This is a genomic window from Reichenbachiella sp. 5M10 (genome assembly GCF_002742335.1).
In the GTDB taxonomy this organism is placed as follows: domain Bacteria; phylum Bacteroidota; class Bacteroidia; order Cytophagales; family Cyclobacteriaceae; genus Reichenbachiella.
The window spans coordinates 4087588-4110415 of record NZ_MDGR01000007.1; the positions used below are offsets into that span (position 1 = coordinate 4087588).

Below are 22828 nucleotides of genomic sequence, written 5' to 3' on the forward strand. Positions count from 1 at the left end.
ATGTAAATAAAAGCAGTCTCCCTACCAACCACCATCAATCCCGACTGTTTTTAAACAAAATTGCAAATATTTGCCGTCTTCGTCCTATGAAAACGTCTTCCACAAAATGAGTTGTCAAAAATGCAAGAACAACCGTCAGTCCCAAATAAATAGAAAAGCCCACCCAGGTATACCCCCAATAGAATACGATAGGGATTAAAATAAAATAATGCCACAAGTAAGCATTGTAGCTATAATAAGCCAAGACTCTAAAGATGGAATGAAATCGGAATTGCATGAGATACACCAGCAGAATAGCGAGAAGCATCGGCGAAGCGATTCTCAAAGCTAGCTGATGTGCGCTCTCATCTATCTGAGCAATCACTAGCAGTAGAACAACTACTGCGACACACCACAATCTACTCTGAAACAACCCTTTGCTCTGGATTTGGTCCCTCAACAAAAAGATCAACGCACCATAGCAGAAGGCATCGAGCCTATTGTGTGTATAGGTTGGATACTCGGCTATATCTGTCCAAATAGCTTGAGTCTTAGCCAATACACAACACACAATGATGAAGCAAGCAAACCAAAGCGCCCTTCTTCGAAAGGATGACCTACTCCCAGCCACCAACGACACGATCCATATCAAAGCATAAAAATGCTCCTCCACACACAAGGTCCAAACATGCTCAAACGCCCACCGGTGGGGCAATCCGGCATAGTTGCGATAAAACAAGAGGTACTGTTTCCACTCACTAAAATGTGGTATATTCTCCCCATAGATGTCTGCAAAAAACACCTTGCCCACTAGAAAGGCAAAGACTAAAAAGAAAAAATAAGAAGGGATGATCTTGGTCCATCGACTCACAAAATAACGCTGGTTGACGGAGGGGGTCTCTCTACTAAGCATCTGTACAACCAAGTATCCTGAGAGGATAAAAAAGGCATCAATATCAATGCTATGCGTCTCCACAATTTTAAAATGGGTAAGAATAACAGACAATGCAGCCATACTTCTCACAAAATCAAAGGCCTCTATCCGCTCCTGACTTTGTATCGTCTCACGCAACCTGTCGAATATCTTGTAATCAAGTATCCCCACGTCCTCTCCAAGCTATAGCGATTTGGCCTTTTCCCAATACTCGTCCATCTCCTCTAGCGACATCTCTCCCATCCGCTTCCCGTCCTTTTTGCTTTCGGACTCTAGATATTGGAACCGTTTGATGAACTTCTTGTTGGTGCGCTCCAAGGCCTCCTCTGGATCAATCCCAACAAATCGCGCATAATTAACCATTGAGAAAAGCAAGTCACCAAATTCATCCAAAGAGGCCTCTTGATCCCCTTTATCTATTTCTTCTTTAAACTCCCCTAGCTCCTCTTGGACCTTGTTCCAAACTTGCTCTTGATCATCCCAATCAAATCCCACACCACGGGCTTTCTCCTGGATACGCATTGCTTTGACCATCGCGGGCAAAGACTTAGGAACTCCTCCTAGGACAGATTTGTTTCCTTTCTCCTTGAGTTTTAGCTTTTCCCAATTGGCCTTGACTTCTGCTTCATTGTCTGCTTTGGTATCACCATATATGTGAGGGTGACGATAGATGAGTTTTTCGCAAATGCCATGCAACACGTCCGCCACATCAAACTCCCCCTTTTCTTGGGCAATCCGAGCATAAAAAACCATGTGCAGCATCAAGTCCCCGAGTTCTTTTTTGACTTCTTCATGGTCATCCTCTAGGATAGCATCTGACAACTCATAAGTCTCCTCGATTGTCAGGTGGCGTAGCGTTTCCCAGGTTTGTTTTTTGTCCCACGGGCAATTCTCCCGCAGCTCGTCCATGACCGTCAGAAGACGATCAAATGCTGCCAATTTTTCAGGGCGTTGGGTATCTGGCTTACTTCTTGGTTGAGACATTCAATATAGATTGGGTGAGACAATAGTTGACATTATGACCTTGATCATGGATTCTTTCGTACCATAATGAACAAAGCTATCCCCTTAATGTTTAAATTTGCAGCAAGTATTCGAAATTATGACAACAGTACTTTTAGGAATCGGATTTATTGGCATTTTCTTCATCTTCATGAGTGTCAGACTTATTTTTTTGAAGAATGGCGAGTTTAAAGGAACTTGTGCTTCACAAAACCCCTACCTGAACAAAACAGGTGAACCTTGCGGTTTTTGTGGAAAAACCGTCGCTCCTGGGGAGTCATGTGGCAACCCAGACAACGAAGTAGACAAAGTCCTAAGTAAATTCAACTAGCATTTTCCTTATTTTAAAGCTCTTTGGACGCTTGTATTTTGCTTGAAACACTTTTTCCTTTGTGCTTTCATAGCTTTGAATACCTTTGCGCTCCGCAAAAAACTACACGCATAGATGACATTGATAAAATCTATCTCCGGTATCCGGGGAACAATTGGTGGGAAAGAAGGCCAAGCACTTACTCCCAATGATGTTGTAAAATATGCTGCAGCTTTTGGTCTTTGGACCAAGGAAAACAGCGCCAACAAAAAAATCGTGATCGGTAGAGATGCTCGGCCCTCGGGTGACCTCATTACCAAAATTGTATCAGGTGTACTCCAGAGCCTAGGAATCGATGTGATCGATCTTGGACTCTCCACAACACCAACTGTAGAGATGGCCGTGCCTCATGAAAATGCCTCAGGCGGCATCATCATCACTGCCAGCCACAATCCCAACGGGTGGAATGCACTCAAGCTACTCAATGCAGATGGAGAGTTCATCTCTGATGCACAAGGCCAGCGTGTACTAGAGATCGCCGAGTCGGGAGAGATCGAGTATGTCCCGTCCAAAGACCTTGGCAGCTATACCCTCAACGACACCTACATCGACTACCACATTGATAAAATCTTAGCTTTGGATCTAGTCGACGTAGATTTAGTCCGTGGTGCAGACCTCAAAATCGCCGTAGATGCAGTGAATTCTACTGGCGCCATTGCCATACCCAAGTTGCTCGACAAGATGGGTGTAAGAGACTACAAGATATTGTACGATGAACCCAACGGTCTGTTTCCTCACAACCCTGAGCCACTTCCCGAAAACATCACTCACATCTGCAGTGAAGTAGAAAGTGGTCGATACAATCTAGGAATCGTCGTAGATCCAGACGTAGATAGACTAGCTTTTGTCGCAGACAATGGTGAGCCATTTGGTGAAGAATACAGTCTCGTGATGATCGCTGACTATGTCCTCAAAAACACCCCTGGCAACACTGTTTCCAACATGTCATCGACACGAGCACTCAAAGATGTCACCCTCAAAAACGGCGGCCAGTATGAGGCCTCTGCTGTAGGAGAAGTCAATGTCGTGACCAAAATGAAATCCACAAATGCCATCATAGGGGGTGAAGGCAACGGTGGCATCATATATCCTGAATTACATTATGGTAGAGACGCTCTAGTAGGTATCGCTTTGTTTTTGACCGCCTTGGCCAAATTTGGCAAATCTTCTTCCTTCTTGCGAGCGACCTATCCCAACTACCACATCTCGAAAAACAAAATCGATCTGACGGACAACATCGATGTAGATGCCGTCTTGCTGCAGATTCAAAAGAAATACGAAAAGCAGCCCATCAATACCGAGGATGGTATCAAAATTGAATTTGATAGTGAGTGGGTACACTTGAGGAAATCTAACACAGAACCAATCATCCGCATCTACTCTGAGTCCGAATCCCAAAACACTGCGGAAGTCCTAGCCAAAAAACTGATCATGGACATCAAGGAAATAGTCACCGAAAAAGTAGAGGACTAACCCATTATACATAGATCAAAACAAATGAAGCCCATCGGATGATGGGCTTCATTTGTTTTCTGCCTAGAGCAAACTACTAGGACGGCTGTTCTTTGAAAGTCACTTTGTCTGGAGCGGGGTATTTCACCAAGGGTTTAAAATTAGATTTCCAAAAATCCAAGTCCAAAAGCTTTCCTTCTTTATCCACAGTCAAAGACAGGACGACCTTCTCCCCATCCTCATCCAAATACTCACACTGCGCCACATCCCCAGCATAGAGATCGGGACGATCATTGTCAAAATTGATGCTCCCCATAAAGGGGTCACCATACTCACTGACTGTCTCAGGCACAGGGACTTGATCTGGAGTCACACCGACATGAGCCAGCATGGCATATACGATTGTTCGCTCTGGTTCCGTTATAGGACGGAGTTTACTCATCTCTCTAGGGTTTATTTTATCAATAAATCAAAGACAAAATTATTTATTCTATGGCATTTATACATATTTTGCATCTCGATCAAAAAGTATCATGACGAAAATTTCTTTTGAACTCTGGGGCTTGGAGTTATTGGAGCCCATGGGATTTCTTCTCAACATGGTGATGTGTCTCGTTTCGGTTGCACTGTATTTGCGAATGAAGGAAGAGGATGCCACTGACTTCAAAAAATACTGGACCAATTTCTACTGGCTCTTTGCTGTCTCCACTTTGTTTGGTGGATTCTCACACCTGCTCTACAACTACTTTGGCATGATGGGCAAGATTCCTGGATGGCTCGCAGCTGTCTTGGCGATCTCCAGCATCGAAATGGCTGTAGCCTCTCAGTATGAAAGTCGCCAAGACACGCTCAAAAACCTCGTACGCATCAAAGCAGTCATCATACTGCTGTTGTTATCAATCGATTTACAATTCACCTGGGTCATGGTGCATACAGCCATCGGCCTACTGATTATCTTGGGAGCCTCTGCGATACATCACATCCGTATGGGTCAGTCCCACTATTATCTCTTCCTGTACTCCATTGGCTTGATGATATTGACACTACCTTTCCGGCTTGGTGGTATTGACCTTCACTTATGGTTCAATCGAGATGACGTCAGCCATGTTTTCATGATCATCTCGCTGGTCTTGTTTTACAAAGGAGTCAAACACAGAGAACTCGCATTCAAAGAAGCAGTTATTTAAACCGCATCAGACGATATGCTACAGCTGGCACCACTCGATGCAACAGCCGAAGCAATTTCACCTTACCTACGTTGACCTCTAGTTGATCCTTGGCAAAAGCCCGAATGAAATAATCCGTCAATTGATCGGGGGAAATCTTACCGCTCCCTCTCCCTTCGGTCATGCCCGTATCTACTAAGCTTGGAATCAATTCGAACACTCTCACCCTGCCCTCCAACTGATAGCGCAACACTTGTGTAAATGCATGCAGTCCTGATTTAGATGCCCCATAAACTGGAGCAGACTGCTTGGGGACGAATGCTAGAGCCGAAGACACATTGACGATGGCACAATTCTCGTTTGACTCAAGTAATGATGACAATCCTACGGACAAATGAATAGGCGCCAAAAGATTGGTAGCCAGTTCTTCGGACACCCAATGCATCACCTTATCCTGCTCTGTGATATCATAGTTGAATTGTACTCCGGCATTGTTGATGACGATGTTGAGGTCTGTGTGTTCCGCTTTGACCCAAGCAATCAGTGCCACTACCTCCTCTTCAATGGTCAGGTCACTCTGATACGTGATCAGAGCTGGGTACTTCTCAGAGAGACATTTGAGTGCATAGGTGTTGCGCCCCGTCACGATGACTTGATTCCCCAGAATCATGAAACGTTCCGCCATCGCTAAGCCTATCCCCTTAGTCCCTCCTGTAATTAGTATTTTGTTTCCTGTTAGTTTCATTTTGTTTCAATCAATGGTAAGAGAACTTTAATCAAAAATTGATACGGTAAAGCACGTCTGGAAAGAAGCCCGTCTGCTCTACCACGTTGATTTCATCCGTTACCTCGTTGTAGCGACGGACAAATTCATTTTTGTGATTCGTGACATTTTGGAGATCGACGTAAAACTGGTGCGAGATCTTTCGTTTGGTGCTATTGAGACGTACACCAAATTTGACATCCCAGCGCATGTAGGTGGCCAACTGACTCTCAAAGGCCTGATCCTCGTAGCGCACTTCGTCACCATTGTTGAGACGAGTCGCATTGATATCTATCGGGGTATAGCGCTGACCACCAGCCATCGTCAATTTGGTATCGAAAGTCCAAGCATGCTGTCTTCCCAACCCAAATTTCCATTCCTTCCCAAACAAGGAGTTAAACACAAACTGGTTGTTGAAAGCAGTGCTCCGCAACACGTCATCACTCCCCCTATAGCGTGAATCATACAAAGAGGTCGTCGTGAGCCAATAGTAGCCTTTGCTGTAGAACTTCTCCAGCGTCAGTTCCAATCCAAGGTTGCGCCCTGTCCCCTTATTGACCAAAGAACCTCGGTTGTCAAACACAAAATCTCCCCCTTCGTTGAGCACCGAATAGCTGCTCTCCACAGATTCTACAGGCACATCGTAGAGATACTGAACGTAGGCTTCTGCCTTGACCCGCCAATCCACTCCCAGACTCCTATCATAACCCATCACTACATGATGACTCCTTGTAAAGCCAAGATGGTCATTCGTCTGCTCATATACTCCTGGACTCACCTCCTCATCATAGAACAGGATCGGGCTCGGGATCGCTTGGGCATGCAGACCGTAGGCTAAACTAAGGCGCTGCTTCGCATTGAACTCATAACTCACCGCAGCACGCGGCTCTATGGCCGTCGACTGGGTGTAGTAGTGATATTGTCCATGTAGACCATAGGTCAAGCTGAGACGATCGCTTATGTTGTACATCGCTTGCGCGAAAAGCTGAGTCACACTGTATCGATCCGAAAAATCCCGTGCCAGAATGAAATAATCTGGAATCCCATCTCCATTGTCATCAGGAATATTCGGCTGGTTATCCCGGCTCTCAGTGAAAAATTTCGGAATATATACTTCACTCAGAAAACCCGTTCGGATGGACCACCTGGCATTAAATTTCTTATTCAGCGAGGACGTGAAAGAAATACGACTCTCCCGATTGTCCACATTCACCGCTCGATACTCATCAGTCACAGTTCCACTTGCATCTCGAATGAAATTGTCCTGATAGTATTGATTGGCAAACGTCGATACGCCAACAGCTGATTTGACGTAAGCCCTCTTACCGAGACGACCAGTGTGATTGATTCCTAACATGCCCAAATCATCATCCACAAACGCATTTTCATTAGGGTTGGCAAAAAGGTCATCCTCATCAATCTCATCTCCATAAAAATCAATACTACTCAACCCTCCCATTCCAAAGATCTCAAAACGCCCGAAAGGACTCATTCCCAAATTGAGCTTAAACGACAAGTCTTGATAAACGGGAACAGCACTCGTCCCAGTCGCTGCGAGATTGGCCAGCCCATAGCGATATGACACGAGAAAGGATGAGCCATTCTTCTTGCTAATTGGTCCTTCGGCCAAAGCCTCCAATCCAGAAAACACACTCATTTGCCCCATGAACTCGTACTCCTCTGTATTCCCGTTGCGGAAATTGACATCAAACACCGCCGCGTTGGCATTGCCGTACTCTGCTGGGAATGCTCCAGTCAAAAAATCTGAACTCCGCAGCATGTTCGTGTTGAGCGCATTGACAGGGCCTCCCGTCGTACCTAGAGTAGCAAAATGATTGGTCGTGGCTATCGGCAGGCCATTGAGTCGCCAAAGCAAGCCTGTCGGGGAATTGCCACGCACGACGATATCGTTTCGCGAGTCATTGGGAGCACTCACCCCAGCAAAGGAGGCTGCAAGCCGCGCCACATCATTTCTCCCACCAGAAAAGCGCGTCACATCGTCTGGGCTAAAAGTCCTCGCACTTACTTTGGCTAGTTCGTTGAGTGGTAGATCCCGCTCAGAATCAGCCGTCACCACCACTTCATCAAGACTCTCAACAGACTCTTCTAGTTTGACCCGTAGCACGACCTCCTTGCCTACTGTCACGAGGACATTAGGAATCGTTTGGCTCCTATAACCCATGTAACTCACAGCCAAGGTCTGTCGTCCTGTCGGGACATTTTCCAGTTTGAACTGCCCGTTGATATCTGTGATCCCTCCAAGTATACTCTCCGTACCTAACACTTGGACCGTAGCTCCGATCAACGGATACTCTGATTGAGCATCGAGGATTGAGCCTTTCACCGTTTGGACTTGCGCTTTTGTTGGGAGCGTCATCACTGCCAAGAGTATACCTAGTAAAATGGTTAGTGTCTTTTTCATTGATTGTTGATTTTTTGACCAAAGTAAAAACCACACCAAAAGACACAAACCATTCGAGACCGAACACGTCAAATACCTACATGAACCCCCAATATTTGAATCTGAAGCCCTATCCTTACCTGCAACCTTTTTCACTGGCAAAATCCCCTGTTTCAACTAGGGATATTCCTGCTTCATTCTGGAATGATTACTTTTGGCCGCCATAACCACTAACCTTGCACATGCGTCAAATCAAAGAGGTACATATCCGATGGATTGGAATTCCTATTCTGAGTTTCATCATGACGTTTCTTATCGATGACGATGTGCATGACCAGATGTCACTTCTTGAGGAATTTTTCATTTCTGTGATTTTCACTGCCATTCTATGGAACGGGGTGTTTATGATTATCAAGTGGATGCGTAGACGTTTTGATGCAGTCAACCAAACAGCCAAGCGCCTTATCTTAACCTTCCTTTACTCTGCTCTTTTTTTAACAATAGGCTCAAATATGATAAGCGTTAGTTTAGGGCTTTGTTCTATTTCGAACCTTCAGTCCCCAGAGTTTTTCTTTCGCCATCTACATCTCAATTTTATTTCGGCTTTCATGATTGCCTCGATTTATGAAGCGACGTACTTTTTTCAAAAATGGAAAGAGTCCGTCGTGCAAAATGAGGCACTCAAAAGTCAACAGATTCGTACCCAGTACGGCGTGTTACAAAACCAGATGAGCCCACACTTTCTCTTCAACAGCCTCAATACACTCACTGCTCTCATCTCCGAAGATCAAAACATAGCCATAGATTATACCCAGACCCTCTCAGAAGTATACCGCTACATCTTACAAAACAAAGAGCGTGAACTGGTCCGTTTGGAGGAAGAAATCGAATTTTGTGAAAGTTATGTTTTTCTATTGAAAAAACGCTTTCCAGAGAATTTTCACGTCGATATACATGTGGGTCCCTCTCATCAACAACTCTACATCGCACCACTCACCATCCAGATGTTGATTGAAAACGCAATCAAACACAACACCGTATCCAAAAACCATCCACTATCAGTGAGTGTCCAGATAGATGAAGCAAACCATGTGATAGTCTCCAATACTTTACAACGAAAAACATCCCTAGAAAAATCCACCAAACTGGGACTCGACAACATCCAAAAGCGCTATGCATTGTTGGGTAAGCGAAAGATCGACATTTCACATGACGCTAACTATTTTACCGTCAAAGTTCCATTGATCGAACTGATCTCCGAAGTAGAGCACCTCCAATCCACCGTATAATCATGAAAGTACTCATCATAGAAGATGAAGCGCCAGCCTTTAGGCGACTGCAAAAACTCCTAACCGAAATCGACCCTACAATAGAAATCGTAGAAGTACTCGATGGTGTGAGCGACACCATCGAGTGGCTCCATACATATGAGTCTCCCGACCTCATCTTCATGGACATCCAGCTCAATGATGGGATCAGCTTTGAGATATTCGATCAAATAGAAGTCAAAAAACCCGTCATATTCACCACCGCATTTGACGACTACATGCTCAAAGCCTTTCGTGTCAACAGCATCGACTATCTCCTCAAGCCAATCAAGCAGTCGGAGCTCCAACGGAGCTTGGAGAAGTATCAAACACTCAAAACACAGCTTAGCGACTCCCAACCCAAGCTACAAGAACTCGTCAAAAACATCCAGCTCGTACAAGCCAAATACAAATCGCGCTTCCTCGTCAAAATGGGAGAAAAGATGATGTCTGTCGAAACAGACAACATAGCTTGTTTTCAGGCTTGTCATGGACTCGTCCACCTCATCACCCATTCGGGCAAAAAGTACCTGATCGACCTGACCCTTGACGAAATCAGTAAACAACTCAACCCAGAAAAATTCTATCGTGTCAACCGTCAATACATCCTCTGCTATCACTGCATAGCTGCTGTGCACAAATACGGCAAAAGCCAACTCCTGATCGAACCCAAGCTCACACTCGATGACCAAGTCATCGTCAGTAGTGAAAAATCCACCGCCTTCAAACAATGGCTTGGATGAGCTTTTGTCTAAACATTAAATATTTAACAAATTATTGCGATTTTGATAAAAATATGAGGCTCGGACTTGATTTCAGCTAAATATGCGACCTATTTATCAAAAAGCAATCTATCTTTGAACCCCATTTAGGTCTAATGCGTTTAGCATATACCCAAAGGATAAAACAATGACTATTAACACATTATATACCTCAAGAATGATGGGCTGTTGTCAGCCGTGTTGTTGCTGTGCGATCACGAGCACCAGTGGAGATATATTTTAATGCGTTATTTGGATACAGCAGTTAATCAATAACAATAAAGAAACATTAAAAAGCCTCTCCCACACTATAGGAGAGGCTTTTTTTAGATTAAAACGAAAAGCATACTATGCAAAGTTTCAGAACAGAACTCGAAAATCTAGACAACCCAGTCGTCCAACAAGACATCATTGATCTTGCAGCCAAGATCGAAAAATTCCACGGTGGAGACATCGATCCTGACAAATTCAGAAGTTTAAGACTGGCTAGGGGCGTATATGGGCAGCGTCAGCCTGGCAACCAAATGGTCAGAATCAAAATCCCTTTTGGTAAGATGACCATCCAGCAGATGCGACGTATCGCTGATATCTCTACAGAATATGGCGGAGGCAACTTGCATGCTACAACTCGTCAGGATATTCAGATTCACTATGTGAGTCTAGACCGTACCCCAGAGTTATGGGCCAAACTAGAGCAAGATGACATCACTTTGCGAGAAGCTTGTGGAAACACGGTGAGAAACGTAACGGGATCACCCATCGCTGGGATTGATCCAAATGAACCTTTTGATGTATCTCCCTACGCTCAGGCAGTTTTCAAATACTTCCTGCGTAACCCAATCTGTCAGGCCATGGGTAGAAAGTTCAAGATTTCTTTCTCATCAAGCGAAAAGGACACAGGGATTTCTTTCATTCATGATATTGGTTACATCCCAAAAATCAAAATGGTGGATGGCAAAGAAGTTCGTGGGTTCAAAGTAATGATCGGTGGTGGACTCGGTGCACAACCTGCTGCTGCGGTCAAAGCCTACGATTTCCTCGAAGAAGATCAAATCATTCCGTTCGCAGAGGCGCTATTGAGAGTATTCGATAGATACGGTGAGCGCAAGAGAAGAGTAAAAGCAAGATTCAAATTCTTGTTGGCGGATATCGGACTGGAAGAAGTGATGAAACTCATCCAAGAAGAGTGGAAATCGCTCAGCACGAAAAGCTACAAAATAGATACGAATGCAGTGCCTAAGCCTGCTTTGCCAGCGACAATTGCATTCTCTGACAAGGCATTGATCAACCCAGAGCGATTTGCGCTATGGAAAGAGACCAATGTTCATCCGCAGAAGCAAGAAGGCTACTACTATGTGGAGGTTAAAGTGCCTAATGGTGATATTGGCGCAGCAAAGGCTCACAAGTTTGCAGACATCATTGGCAAGTATGCCGCAGATGACATTCGTGTGACGGTCAACCAAGGCTACATCCTCAGATATGTCAAAGAGGATAGTTTGAAATCGCTCTTTACAGAGCTAGATGACTTGAATTTGGCAAACCCAGGGTTCGACAGTACTGCCGACATCATCGCTTGTGCAGGTACGGATACCTGTAACCTTGGGATCTCCAACAGTACACGTGTCGCTTTGGAACTCGAAAACGTGATCGAAAGAGAGTTTCCAGAGCTGATCAAAAACAACGACATCAAGATCAAGATCAGTGGGTGTCCTAACTCATGTGGTCACCACGGGATTGCTTCCATCGGTTTCCACGGTTCGTCTTTGAAAAACAAAGCCAACAAAAAGGTCTTGCCAGCTGTGCAAGTGCTACTCGGTGGAGGTATCGACAAAGACGGAGATGGCTACATCGCTGAGAAAGTCATCAAAGTGCCGAGTAAGAAAGCACCGGATGTATTGAGAGTCTTGTTCAACGACTATGATGACAATGCAGAAGAGGGTGAGTACTACGCGACATACTTCAGAAGACAAGGCAAAGATTACTTCTACCAATTGCTGAAATTCTTGGCAGACACGGACAATCTCGTAGACTCTGACTATGTGGACTGGGGCAAAGACCAGCAGTTCAAAGTAGAGACTGAGGTCGGAGAATGTGCGGGCGTGATCATCGATTTGTTCGCGACACTGATGTTCGAGGCAGAAGAGAAAGCAGAGTGGGCCAAACAAGCCTATGAGCTCGACCACTATGCTGATTCGATCTATCACGCTTACAACGTCTTCATCAACGGAGCTAAGGCACTATTGGTAGACAGAGGTGTCTCTGTCAATACCCAAGCAGGCATCATGCAGAGCTTTGACGAAGAGTTCGGTTCTGATTTCGAAGGAGTTGTGGGATCATCCTACACAGATTTTGTTTTGAGAATCAAGCAAAACGAACCGACGAAAGAATGGGCGGAGAAATACATCGCAGAGGCAGACGCATATTTGGCGAGAGTCAAAGAAGTACAAGCTGCTGAAGCAGAAACCGTATAAGTCACAGACACAAAACGAAACACACCCTTCTGTATCCCTCACTGAGGACGCTATGGAAGGGTATTTTTTTATTTCCTATTCAGGAAAGATTGAATTAGTGTATTGAATAACCAAGTGCGTTTCCAATCCGCTAATTAGCATAAATTTACCGTATGGCACGCAAAGCAAAACTCACACTCGTAGGTGCTGGTCCCGGAGATCCGGATTTGATCACGCTCAAAGGCATCAAAGCACTCGAAGATGCAGATGTCGTACTCTACGACGCGCTGGCCAATGAGAGTCTACTCGACTATTGTAAAGAGGGAGTCATCAAGACTTTCGTCGGTAAGCGGGCAGGCTTCCACGTGTATCAGCAAGACAAAATCAACGAAACAATCGTCAGTGAGGCCTTGGCTCATGGGCATGTCGTTCGTCTCAAAGGGGGAGACCCTTACGTCTTTGGTAGAGGACACGAAGAACTAGAGTATGCCGAAGCGAATGGTGTAGAGGTAGAGATCGTACCAGGTGTGACGAGTGCCATCTCGGTGCCTGCCCTCAACCAGATTCCCCTCACCCGTCGTGGGCTCAACGAGAGTTTTTGGGTGATGACAGCCGTCAAAAGCGATGGTAGTCTGGCTGCAGACATAGAGCTGGCCACACAATCCACCGCCACCGTCGTGATCCTGATGGGGATGAAACGACTCGAAGAAATCATGGCTGTGTTCGTCAAGCATGGGAAACAAGATACGCCGGCCGCAGTGATCCAAAACGGTTCAAGAGAAGACCAACAGATCGTTATCGGTACCGTAGAGAACTTGGTGCAGCTGGTGTTGGAAAAAGACCTCCAATCACCCGCCATCATCGTCGTAGGACAAACCGTCCAACTCGGTCAGGCCAAACTCAACAAGGAAATCAACAAGCTCAATTTATAATCTATCTCGAATAGTGCACACATGACTGACACAGGCAACAATCTTTTTCCAGTATTTTTCAAACTCGAAGACATGAACCTACTCATCGTAGGCGGAGGCTATGTGGGTCGTGAAAAGCTCGGTGCAGTACTCAAAAACAGCCCCAAAGCGACCATCAGGATAATCGCCATTGAGATGAGTGCCGAAATCAAAGCAATGGCGAAGGGCTACCCAAATATTTCGTTGGTCGAAAAGCCATTCGATCCTTCTGACCTAGCGGGAATCAACTTAGCTATCGTCGGTATAGATGATCCAGAGACCAGTGCGAGCATCCAGGCTATATGTCGCCAACAAAACATCCTCGTCAATGTAGCAGACAAACCTGCGTTGTGTGACTTCTATCTTGGTTCAGTTGTCAAGAAAGGAGATCTCAAAATCGCCATCTCCACCAATGGAAAGTCACCAACAGTCGCCAAACGTATGCGTGAAATGCTCACCGAGGTGATCCCCGAGACCATAGATGATGTCCTCGACCAAATGGCCAAAGTCCGAGACAAACTCAAAGGTGACTTTGACTACAAAATCAAAAAATTGGATGAAATTACAAAGGATTGGAAGGCATAAAGGGCTAAACCTTTCGATAATCTTTCCTTGCTAGCAAAGTAGATATATACCGTCCATCGTTTTCAAACGTTTCCTATATTCGTTATATTCAACGTCTTAATCACCCTGTTAATTTAAATCACAAGGCTCAAACCACTTATGGTGTAGACTAGTGAAAATAGCTGTCTGAACATTTCGTAAAAAACTACAGTATAACGACATCCAAAAATAGACCATGAACGCACCAATAGACTGTATCTTGTTGATTGACGACAATCCAGATGACAACTTCTTCCACGAACGCGTTATTCGCAAAGGAAATTATGCAAAATCAGTCGTTGCTATCCAGTCCGGACAAAAAGCACTCGACTACCTCATCAGCCGAGACGCGCACCCAGACAAACACCCACAACTCATTCTATTAGACATCAACATGCCAGGAATGAATGGGTGGGAATTTATCGAAGAGTATAAAAAACTAGACTTAAAGTTCCAGTCCCAAATCATGGTTATCATGCTGACCACTTCAACCAATCCAGACGATCAGACCAAAGCGGAATCACTAGATCTACTCTCAGAATTTAAAACTAAACCTCTCACTACTGACATGATGGATGAAATAGTCAAAAAGCATTTTAGCTAAAAAAGTTATTAGATGTTGACTTTGCCCCAGTTTGAATCAAAATATGAACGATTGCTTCTCATTCATTTTTGATCAAATTATTAACCCTACAAGAAACTAATTGACCCAAATGGGTTTCAAAGTACTACGAGACACTGGATTAGTTTCGTAAATCATGAATCAACCTTACCTGACATCTCCACATGAAAGTATTGGTCTACTTTAAATACCTATAAATCCCCATCCCTCTAAGGAACTTTTTCGTAATGGTATCAAGTTATCATTAACAACATTTGTTCATCATGAAATATACAAGCATCGTACTCCTCGTTCTGATCACTGCCTGCAACACTCAGGGACAAGACAAGAAAAACACTGCTCTTAGCCGCTATACCGTAGACAAAACGGATGCACAATGGAAGTCCGAATTGAGCGAACTAGAGTACTATATTCTCCGTCAAAAGGGCACCGAACAGCCAGGGACCGGAGTATATACAGACCACAAAGAAATAGGGTTATACTCCTGTGCGGCTTGTAACAATCCTCTGTTTAATTCCAATGCCAAATTTGACTCACACTGTGGCTGGCCCAGCTACTTCGAATATGCTACAGACAGCAGCGTAGTACAAGCCAAAGATACTTCTCACGGCATGATACGTACTGAGATCATGTGTGCCCGATGTGGTGGTCATCTAGGCCATGTCTTCAATGACGGGCCTCCTCCTACTGGCCTACGATACTGCATCAATTCTGGAGCTCTTTCATTCGACAAGCAGGACTGACTCTATCCTCATCATACCACGACCTTATACAGCGTATCTGCTATACGGGTCACGAGGATCTGAATAATTCGCTTGTTGTACTCGTTATAGTGCAAGTGGTAGCCCGAGAGCTCCTCAAGGGTCATCATCCCCACGATTACTCCTAACAGCTGGTTCTTGATTTTGGGGCGCTTCTGTAGCCAAATACCTATCCTGTTGCGGTATTCCTCTTTGTTTGGAGCATGGACAACCGCTAGTTCGAAGGTTTTCTCCTTGGCCACCAAGGCCATGACAAGCTCATGTTGTAACTTAACGATGGGCCTAATGATGCCATTCTGAAACCTCTCCGCTTCCCCACTTCGCCTCGTAGTGGCCACTGGTATCTCGGGGCGAAGCTCTACTATCTCTTGGTCTGGACGTGTCATGGCTAGAAGCAAAAAACGAGGATCAATGCTGATCCTCGTTTTTTGCTTTATGGTTCTTATACTTCTTCGTAATCGACATAATCACCCCCTTTGAAATCGTGCTTATCCACCTTTCCCTTCTTCTGCTTGGGTACATAGTCGATATGTACATTGCCCTCCGACGGTTGGCGTTGTTGATAGTTCTGTTGTGTTGTGTTTTGTCTTGATTGATTGGCCATGTTGCCAAAAAACATCCGAACCAAGAACCCTCCCAGCTTGAATACAATCCAAAAGAACAGAAAAAATATGACAATAAACTTCAACATAAAATCACGGGTGCTTAACGACTCAAATACAGGTTACGCTCGCTGTACAACTTGAGGAAATAATCATCCATCAAATCGTCAATGAAATAGATCGCTTCACCTGTAGATTTCATCTCTGGTCCGAGCTCCTTATTGACATTCGGAAACTTATTGAACGAGAAAACAGGCTCTTTGATCGCGTATCCTTTTTTCTTTGGGTTGAAATCAAAGTCTTTGACTTTTTTCTCCCCCAGCATCACCTTCGTAGCGTAGTTCACATACGGCTCATCGTAGGCCTTGCAAATAAATGGAACGGTACGAGATGCTCTAGGGTTTGCCTCAATGATATAAACTTGATCGTCTTTGATCGCAAACTGGATATTGATCAAGCCTACTGTATTGAGAGCTTTCGCTATTTTCTTGGTATAATCCTCAATTTTTCGAATCACCAAATCACCCAAATTGTAAGGAGGCAATACTGCAAACGAATCTCCTGAATGAATCCCGGCTGGCTCGATGTGCTGCATGATTCCAATGATGTACACATCCTCTCCATCACAGATCGCGTCTGCCTCTGCCTCTTGAGCATTTTCTAAAAAGTGGTCCAGTAAGACTCGGTTACCAGGAATGGTTCTGAATATCTCCACCACATGCTCCTCAAGTTCCTCCTCGTTGATCACGATTTTCATCCCTTGCCCTCCGAGTACATAAGACGGTCTCACCAACATAGGAAAGCCAATCGTTTTGGCTAGTTCCAATGCTTCGTCGGCATTTTCAATCACTCCAAACTCTGGGTAAGGGATTTCATTTTCTTTGAGCAGATCAGAGAACGACCCTCTGTCTTCTGCCAAATCCAAAGCCTTGTAACTCGTTCCTAAAATCTTGATACCATATTTGTCTAGCTTTTCTGCAAGCTTAAGAGCAGTCTGCCCTCCTAATTGAACGATAACTCCTTCTGGCTTCTCGAGTTGGATAATCTCGTAGAGATGCTCCCAAAACACAGGTTCAAAATACAGCTTGTCGGCAATATCAAAATCTGTCGAAACCGTCTCAGGGTTACAGTTGATCATGATCGTCTCGTATCCACACTCCTTGGCAGCCAAGATGCCATGTACACACGAATAATCAAACTCAATGCCTTGTCCGATACGATTAGGCCCCGAACCCAACACGATTATTTTCTTTTTGTCAGAGGGCTTGGATTCGTTCTCCTCTCCAAACGTAGAATAATAGTATGGTGTTTTCGCGTCAAACTCTCCCGCGCAAGTGTCCACAGTCTTGTAGGTTCTTTTGATCCCTAACTCCATTCGTTTCGCAAACACTTCGCTCTCCAAACAGCCCATCAAGTGACCAAGTTGTCTGTCCGCATAGCCTTTCTTTTTGGCCGTCATGAGGAGTGTCTTCGGGACGTCCGTCAACGTGTATTTCTCTATTTCATTTTCGAGAGCGATGAGCTCTTCGATTTGATACAAGAACCAAGGGTCGATCTTGGTCAAATTTCGGATAGTCTTGTACGGAATTCCTAGTTTGAAAGAATCATAGATATGAAACAATCTATTCCAACTTGGATGTTTCAAGCTCTCCAATAGTTCATCGTGCGACTTGAGCTCACGGCCATCTGCCCCTAAACCATTCCTTTTGATTTCCAAAGACTGACAAGCCTTTTGCAAAGCCTCTTGGAAATTACGTCCGATACCCATTGCTTCTCCTACAGATTTCATCTGCAATCCGAGATGTCTGTCAGCTCCTTTGAACTTGTCAAAATTCCATCTTGGCACCTTTACGATCACATAGTCGATCGATGGTTCAAAGAACGCCGAAGTAGTTCCTGTAATCTGATTATTCAATTCATCAAGATTGAAACCTATGGCCAGTTTAGCTGCAATCTTGGCGATGGGATACCCCGTCGCCTTAGATGCCAATGCCGACGATCGAGACACACGTGGATTGATCTCAATCGCTATGATGTCGTCATTTTCCGGACTGACCGAAAACTGTACGTTACACCCACCCGCAAACTCTCCAATAGAGCTGATCATCTTGATCGCATGATTTCGCATCTTTTGATACACCGTGTCTGACAGAGTCATGGCAGGAGCTACCGTGATAGAATCTCCTGTGTGTACACCCATCGGGTCGAAGTTTTCGATCGAGCAGATGACGATGAAGTTCCCAATGCTATCACGCATGATCTCCAACTCGTATTCTTTCCACCCAAGGATACTCTGCTCGATTAGTACCTCATGAATCGGCGAAGCATGTAAACCATCATTGAGTGCTTTGTCAAAATCCTCTGGCTTCTCTACAAATCCACCTCCTGCTCCACCGAGCGTATATGAGGATCGGATGATCAATGGGAATCCTATTTCTTGTGCTATTTCTTTTCCTTCTAGAAATGAAGTCGCCGTACGCCCTTTGCACACGCCGATTCCTATTTCTTCCATTTTCATTCTAAATTTCTCACGATCCTCTGTAGTCTCGATCGCGTCAAAGTTAGAACCAATGATTTTGACGTTGTATTTCTTCCAAATCCCTGCTTTGTCGCAATCCATCGCCAAGTTCAATGCCGTCTGACCTCCCATGGTCGGCAATACTGCATCGATATCGTGCTTCTCCAAAATTTCTCGAATCGAAGCTTTGGTTAGGGGTTTGAGGTAGATATTGTCAGCCGTCACCTTATCGGTCATGATCGTTGCAGGATTGGAATTGATCAAGGTTACCTCAATCCCTTCTTCTCTCAACGACCGAGCGGCCTGTGATCCTGAGTAATCAAACTCACATGCCTGCCCAATGACGATGGGTCCACTTCCAATAATTAAAACTGATTTGATGCTATTGTCCTTTGGCATTTTCCGACGACTTTTGTTTTTTTATGGGGTATAAAATTCTGCAAATCTAGGTTCAAATGCGCGTAATAAAAAGGAATATCCGAAAGGGATATGCCTTTTTTTCGAGCAAACTCTCAATTACCTTGCAACAAACTTATCATAGCAACCCTAATCATTGGTCATGAAAAAAAACATCACAACCTCTCTTTCCATTGTCCTATTGTTTTTTGCATGGGCAGCATTCTTTGCCTGTGAACAAAAATCCAAGGATTCACAAAATGCAACCGTAAACAATTCTCCCACAAACCTCATCGGGCAATGGGACGTCCAATGGGTAACCTACCCAGACAAGAACGCTCCTTTGGACCCCAACATCAACTTGACCATGAACGGCAAGATGGACCTCAAAAAGAATGGTCAAATCACCATAAGTGCCTACGGCTATGACAACTGCATCTTTGGCAAAGACACGCTCATTCATTCCCTCACGTGGGAAATCCTCGGCGATACACTCAATGTCAAAAACCAGGGAGATGAGTTTGGCATGCCCTACGTCATTCTCGAATCTTCAGAAAACAAAGTCAAACTACAACTCGTAGAAGACGTCTTCCTCTTCCTTACAAGATGATTTGACCTTCTACATTGACACTCTTTGTCTATTAAAGTTTAAATTAGAATACTCAACACAAATTCAACTCATCAATGAAAAAGTTGCTTATCATTTTAGGGGGGGGTATCACCCTCATCGTTGCACTACTCGTCCTCATCCCTGTCCTCTTCAAGGACGACATCCAACGAGCCGTTGATGAAGCCATCGCTGACAACATCAATGCACGGGTATTCTACGACCGAAACGGATTTTCTCTTTCTTTGATAGAAAACTTCCCCAACTTCACCTTGGGTATTGACAACTTTGGAATCGTAGGCACGGCTCCCTTTGATCAAGACACACTAGTTCAGGTAGGTTCTTTTGGGTTTGAAATCGACCTCATGTCCGTCATCAAAGGAGAACAAATCCAAATCAACAGTATCCTACTCGATCGACCAGAGATCCTTGTCCTAGTACTCCCGGATGGCACTTCCAACTACGACATCACCAAGCCTAGCACTGAGACAGACACACTTCCAAGCGAAGAAGGAGAGGCCGCCAACTTTGCTATTGCTATCAAACAATGGGCCATCCAAAACGCCAACATCATCTATGTCGACCAATCATCTCAAATGATAGCTACCCTACTTGGTCTCAACCACAGTGGAAGCGGAGATTTCACGCAAGACAACTTTGACATCACCACTCAAACCCACGTGGACGGACTCTCATTCGACATGGAAGGCATCAACTACCTCCACAACAAAACCTTACATGCAGACCTTGTGCTCAACATGGACCTGCCCAATGCCAAGTATACCTTCAAGGAAAATAAAATTTCACTCAACGATTTTGGCGTTGGTTTCGATGGCTATGTCGCCATGCCCGGTGATGACATAGACATGGATTTAACCTTTGGAGGGAAAGACATCTCTATCAAAAGCATACTCTCGCTCATTCCAGGAGTCTATCACGAATACTTGGAAGGTGTCGAGACCAGTGGCAAAATCAACTTTACAGGGTCTGCCAAAGGCATTTACAACGACCAGCGGCTCCCAGATATAAAAGCCACCCTAGATGTCGATGACGGCAAAGTAAAATATGCTGAATACCCAATCCCTGTAGAAAACCTCACCCTTCGCACTGCACTTCACGTGCCTGGAGACAACATGGATGCTTTGACTTTTGACATGTCTAAGTTCTCAATGCTCCTCGATGGAGAGACTGTCATGGCTCAACTCAAGTTTAGCAACCTCCAAAATTACACTTGGAATTTTGGTCTTCACGGAAACCTAGACCTAGAAAAACTACTGAAAGTAGTACCCCTGGAAGGCATAGACCTCAAAGGACGTCTGACTGCCGACCTAAGTACGTCCGGACACATGAAATTGATCGACGAAGAACGCTATGACGAAATTCCAGCGGAAGGAAGCCTAGCTCTCGAAGGGTTTGAGATGATCAGCGAAGATTTGCCTCAAGGCATGAGCATTCGCAAAACACACATGAGCTTCACTCCACGACTCATCACCCTACAAGATTTTGACGCGAGTCTCGGCAAAAGCGACATCCAGCTGGACGGAACACTCTCCAATTTTATCGGCTATGCCTTGAGCGAAAACGAAACACTCTCAGGCACGCTCAACCTAACTTCAACGACTTTTGACTTGAACGAATGGATGACCGACGAAGTAGAAGAAACGGAGCTTGACACTACTTCCGCACCCTTAGAAGTCATTCGTATCCCCTCCCAAATTGATTTTAAACTACAATCCAAAATCAATACGATCCTCTATGATGGCATGAAAATCCAAGATCTAGACGGGCTCATCACCGTCAAAGATGAAATCGCCCGACTCAACCAAGTCGGCTTCCACTTACTAGACGGAGACTTCATCATGAACGGCACATACAACTCCGTCGAAAAACAACCATTCTTCGACTTTGATTTCAATATCAAGAACCTTTCCATCTCCAAATCCTACGAAACCTTCAACACAGTAAAAAAACTCGCTCCAGTAGCCCAAAATGTAGAAGGCAAGTTTTCGGCCCAACTCAAACTAGATGGAAACATGGGAGATGACATGATGCCGATCTACGAACACCTCAACGGCAAAGGTATCGTAGAGATCGATGACGCAGCACTCAAAGGAGACAACCTCATGAAAGCCCTATCTGCCGTGAGTAAGTTCAGCGGAGATCAAATGGAAATGAAAGATGTTAAGCTCAAAGTAGAGATCAAAGAAGGCCGACTCTACGTGGACCCATTTGATGTCTCCATGAAGGGACAAAAAGCTACAGTCTATGGCTCCAATGGCTTGGACGGCTCGTTAGACTACAACATCAACACACTCGTCAAAACAGGTGCTGCTGGCAGTGCAATCAATTCAGCTCTCGCTCAATACACAGGAGGAAAAAATATTGTGGACGAAACACTTCTTGTAAAGCTCAAGGTCCTTGGCTCCTACGAAAAACCAAAAATCAGCATCGCAGGTACAGAATCAACAGATGGAGGCAGCCCTGCACAATCCGCCAAAGCTGCAGCCAAAGCGGAAATAGACAAGCAGATCAAAGAAGCGGAAGAAAAAGCCAAGGCCGAGTTGGAGAAACAAAAGAAAATCGCAGAAGCAGAGTTAGAAAAACAAAAAAAAGCAGCAGAAAAAAAAGCAGCAGAAGAAATAGAAAAACAGAAAAAAGCAGCGGAAGAAGCTGCTGAACGTGAGGCCAAAAAAGCAGCAGAAGAAGCCAAAAAGAAAGCCGCCAAAGCGCTCAAGAAAATGTTTTAAACAAACCGAACCCTAACCCTATGATCAAAAAACAAATCACCGCATTGGTCAACCTCGCCAAGAGTGATGACAATATCGATGACCGAGAGCTCAAACTGATCTTTAGGATAGGGCGCGCACACCAATTGGAACACCAAGAGATACAAGAGATCATCGACCACCCTAGCAAACTCGAAGGGGTGGCGGAGCTCAGTCCGGACGAAAAATTCGAATTTCTCTACAGCATCATCCAGCTCATGAAAATCGATGATGAAATCATCAATGAAGAAGTAGAATATTGCAACATGATCGCCGACAAACTCGGCTATAGCTATGGGGCCATTATGGAAATGTACCCCCAAGTACATAAAAACTTAGTCATCAAAGAAGAAAAAATGGCCCTAAAAAAGAAAATTTCCGCATTTCTCAAATAATTGAGCCGTCATTTCAAGCTAACA

21 protein-coding genes are annotated in these 22828 nt (G+C 44.7%); 13 read left to right on the plus strand and 8 right to left on the minus strand.

All coding sequences use genetic code 11. From position 1 onward, the window contains the following. Positions 1 to 34 precede the first annotated feature (34 nt). On the minus strand, positions 35 to 1084 hold the full coding sequence (locus tag BFP72_RS16615; RefSeq protein ID WP_099600208.1) for an acyltransferase: 1050 nt from the start codon (positions 1082 to 1084) through the stop codon (positions 35 to 37). A 12-nt stretch (positions 1085 to 1096) separates the two neighbouring features. After that, complete coding sequence (mazG, locus tag BFP72_RS16620) at positions 1097 to 1897, minus strand: nucleoside triphosphate pyrophosphohydrolase (RefSeq protein ID WP_099600209.1); 801 nt, start codon at positions 1895 to 1897, stop codon at positions 1097 to 1099. A gap of 118 nt (positions 1898 to 2015) precedes the next feature. Here mazG and BFP72_RS16625 point away from each other — a divergent pair, with 118 nt between their 5' ends. Next, entirely contained in the window at positions 2016 to 2246 is a 231-nt protein-coding gene (locus BFP72_RS16625) for a hypothetical protein (protein ID WP_099600210.1), read from the plus strand. A gap of 114 nt (positions 2247 to 2360) precedes the next feature. Then, a complete protein-coding gene (gene glmM / locus BFP72_RS16630; RefSeq protein ID WP_099600211.1) occupies positions 2361 to 3758 on the plus strand; it encodes a phosphoglucosamine mutase in 1398 nt (465 codons plus the stop codon). 76 nt (positions 3759 to 3834) lie between these two features. Here glmM and BFP72_RS16635 read toward each other — a convergent pair whose 3' ends face one another. Beyond that, on the minus strand, positions 3835 to 4179 hold the full coding sequence (locus tag BFP72_RS16635; protein WP_255397244.1) for a hypothetical protein: 345 nt from the start codon (positions 4177 to 4179) through the stop codon (positions 3835 to 3837). Positions 4180 to 4270: 91 nt separating this feature from the next. On the opposite strand from BFP72_RS16635, the gene BFP72_RS16640 reads away from it, so the two are divergent. Continuing rightward, a complete protein-coding gene (locus BFP72_RS16640; RefSeq protein ID WP_099600212.1) occupies positions 4271 to 4924 on the plus strand; it encodes a hypothetical protein in 654 nt (217 codons plus the stop codon). Here the strand turns inward: BFP72_RS16640 and BFP72_RS16645 are convergent. Together BFP72_RS16645 and BFP72_RS16650 are read right to left on the minus strand one after the other, a co-directional pair. Next, positions 4917 to 5648, minus strand: a complete 732-nt coding sequence (locus BFP72_RS16645; protein ID WP_099600213.1) for an SDR family oxidoreductase — start codon at positions 5646 to 5648, stop codon at positions 4917 to 4919. The two genes, BFP72_RS16640 and BFP72_RS16645, sit on opposite strands and share 8 nt — an antisense overlap. A gap of 31 nt (positions 5649 to 5679) precedes the next feature. Next, the gene (locus tag BFP72_RS16650; protein ID WP_221406532.1) at positions 5680 to 8088 is read right to left on the minus strand and encodes a TonB-dependent receptor; all 2409 of its coding nucleotides are present in this window, start codon (positions 8086 to 8088) and stop codon (positions 5680 to 5682) included. 221 nt (positions 8089 to 8309) lie between these two features. Between BFP72_RS16650 and BFP72_RS16655 the strand changes: the two genes are divergently transcribed. From BFP72_RS16655 to msrB, 7 genes are all read left to right on the plus strand, one after another. Then, positions 8310 to 9356, plus strand: a complete 1047-nt coding sequence (locus BFP72_RS16655) for a sensor histidine kinase (RefSeq protein WP_099600214.1) — start codon at positions 8310 to 8312, stop codon at positions 9354 to 9356. Between the two features lie 2 nt (positions 9357 to 9358). After that, a complete protein-coding gene (locus tag BFP72_RS16660; protein WP_099600215.1) occupies positions 9359 to 10117 on the plus strand; it encodes a LytTR family DNA-binding domain-containing protein in 759 nt (252 codons plus the stop codon). A gap of 368 nt (positions 10118 to 10485) precedes the next feature. Continuing rightward, positions 10486 to 12606, plus strand: a complete 2121-nt coding sequence (locus BFP72_RS16665; RefSeq protein ID WP_099600216.1) for a HEPN domain-containing protein — start codon at positions 10486 to 10488, stop codon at positions 12604 to 12606. Between the two features lie 152 nt (positions 12607 to 12758). Then, complete coding sequence (cobA, locus tag BFP72_RS16670) at positions 12759 to 13517, plus strand: uroporphyrinogen-III C-methyltransferase (protein WP_099600217.1); 759 nt, start codon at positions 12759 to 12761, stop codon at positions 13515 to 13517. 21 nt (positions 13518 to 13538) lie between these two features. Continuing rightward, positions 13539 to 14120 (plus strand): bifunctional precorrin-2 dehydrogenase/sirohydrochlorin ferrochelatase, encoded by a 582-nt coding sequence (locus tag BFP72_RS16675; protein WP_099600218.1) that lies wholly within the window; start codon positions 13539 to 13541, stop codon positions 14118 to 14120. Between the two features lie 214 nt (positions 14121 to 14334). Next, on the plus strand, positions 14335 to 14742 hold the full coding sequence (locus BFP72_RS16680; protein ID WP_099600219.1) for a response regulator: 408 nt from the start codon (positions 14335 to 14337) through the stop codon (positions 14740 to 14742). 281 nt (positions 14743 to 15023) lie between these two features. Continuing rightward, positions 15024 to 15503, plus strand: coding sequence for a peptide-methionine (R)-S-oxide reductase MsrB (gene msrB / locus BFP72_RS16685; RefSeq protein WP_099600220.1), 480 nt, complete (start codon positions 15024 to 15026; stop codon positions 15501 to 15503). 11 nt (positions 15504 to 15514) lie between these two features. Here the strand turns inward: msrB and BFP72_RS16690 are convergent, their stop codons facing one another. Genes BFP72_RS16690 through carB form a run of 3 tightly spaced genes read right to left on the minus strand, consistent with a single transcriptional unit; the run spans position 15515 to position 19040 of the window. Next, the gene (locus tag BFP72_RS16690; protein WP_099600221.1) at positions 15515 to 15907 is read right to left on the minus strand and encodes a glyoxalase; all 393 of its coding nucleotides are present in this window, start codon (positions 15905 to 15907) and stop codon (positions 15515 to 15517) included. 56 nt (positions 15908 to 15963) lie between these two features. Continuing rightward, on the minus strand, positions 15964 to 16212 hold the full coding sequence (locus BFP72_RS16695; protein ID WP_099600222.1) for a DUF4834 family protein: 249 nt from the start codon (positions 16210 to 16212) through the stop codon (positions 15964 to 15966). A 14-nt stretch (positions 16213 to 16226) separates the two neighbouring features. After that, positions 16227 to 19040, minus strand: a complete 2814-nt coding sequence (carB, locus tag BFP72_RS16700; protein WP_099600223.1) for a carbamoyl-phosphate synthase large subunit — start codon at positions 19038 to 19040, stop codon at positions 16227 to 16229. Between the two features lie 160 nt (positions 19041 to 19200). Here carB and BFP72_RS16705 point away from each other — a divergent pair, with 160 nt between their 5' ends. The 3 genes from BFP72_RS16705 to BFP72_RS16715 all read left to right on the plus strand — a co-directional run bounded on the left by BFP72_RS16705 (position 19201) and on the right by BFP72_RS16715 (position 22804). Then, positions 19201 to 19647: a hypothetical protein gene (locus tag BFP72_RS16705; RefSeq protein ID WP_099600224.1), complete on the plus strand. Its 447-nt coding sequence runs from the start codon at positions 19201 to 19203 to the stop codon at positions 19645 to 19647. Between the two features lie 74 nt (positions 19648 to 19721). Next, positions 19722 to 22391, plus strand: a complete 2670-nt coding sequence (locus BFP72_RS16710) for an AsmA-like C-terminal region-containing protein (protein WP_099600225.1) — start codon at positions 19722 to 19724, stop codon at positions 22389 to 22391. A gap of 20 nt (positions 22392 to 22411) precedes the next feature. After that, on the plus strand, positions 22412 to 22804 hold the full coding sequence (locus tag BFP72_RS16715; protein ID WP_099600226.1) for a TerB family tellurite resistance protein: 393 nt from the start codon (positions 22412 to 22414) through the stop codon (positions 22802 to 22804). The last annotated feature ends 24 nt before the right edge of the window (positions 22805 to 22828 follow it).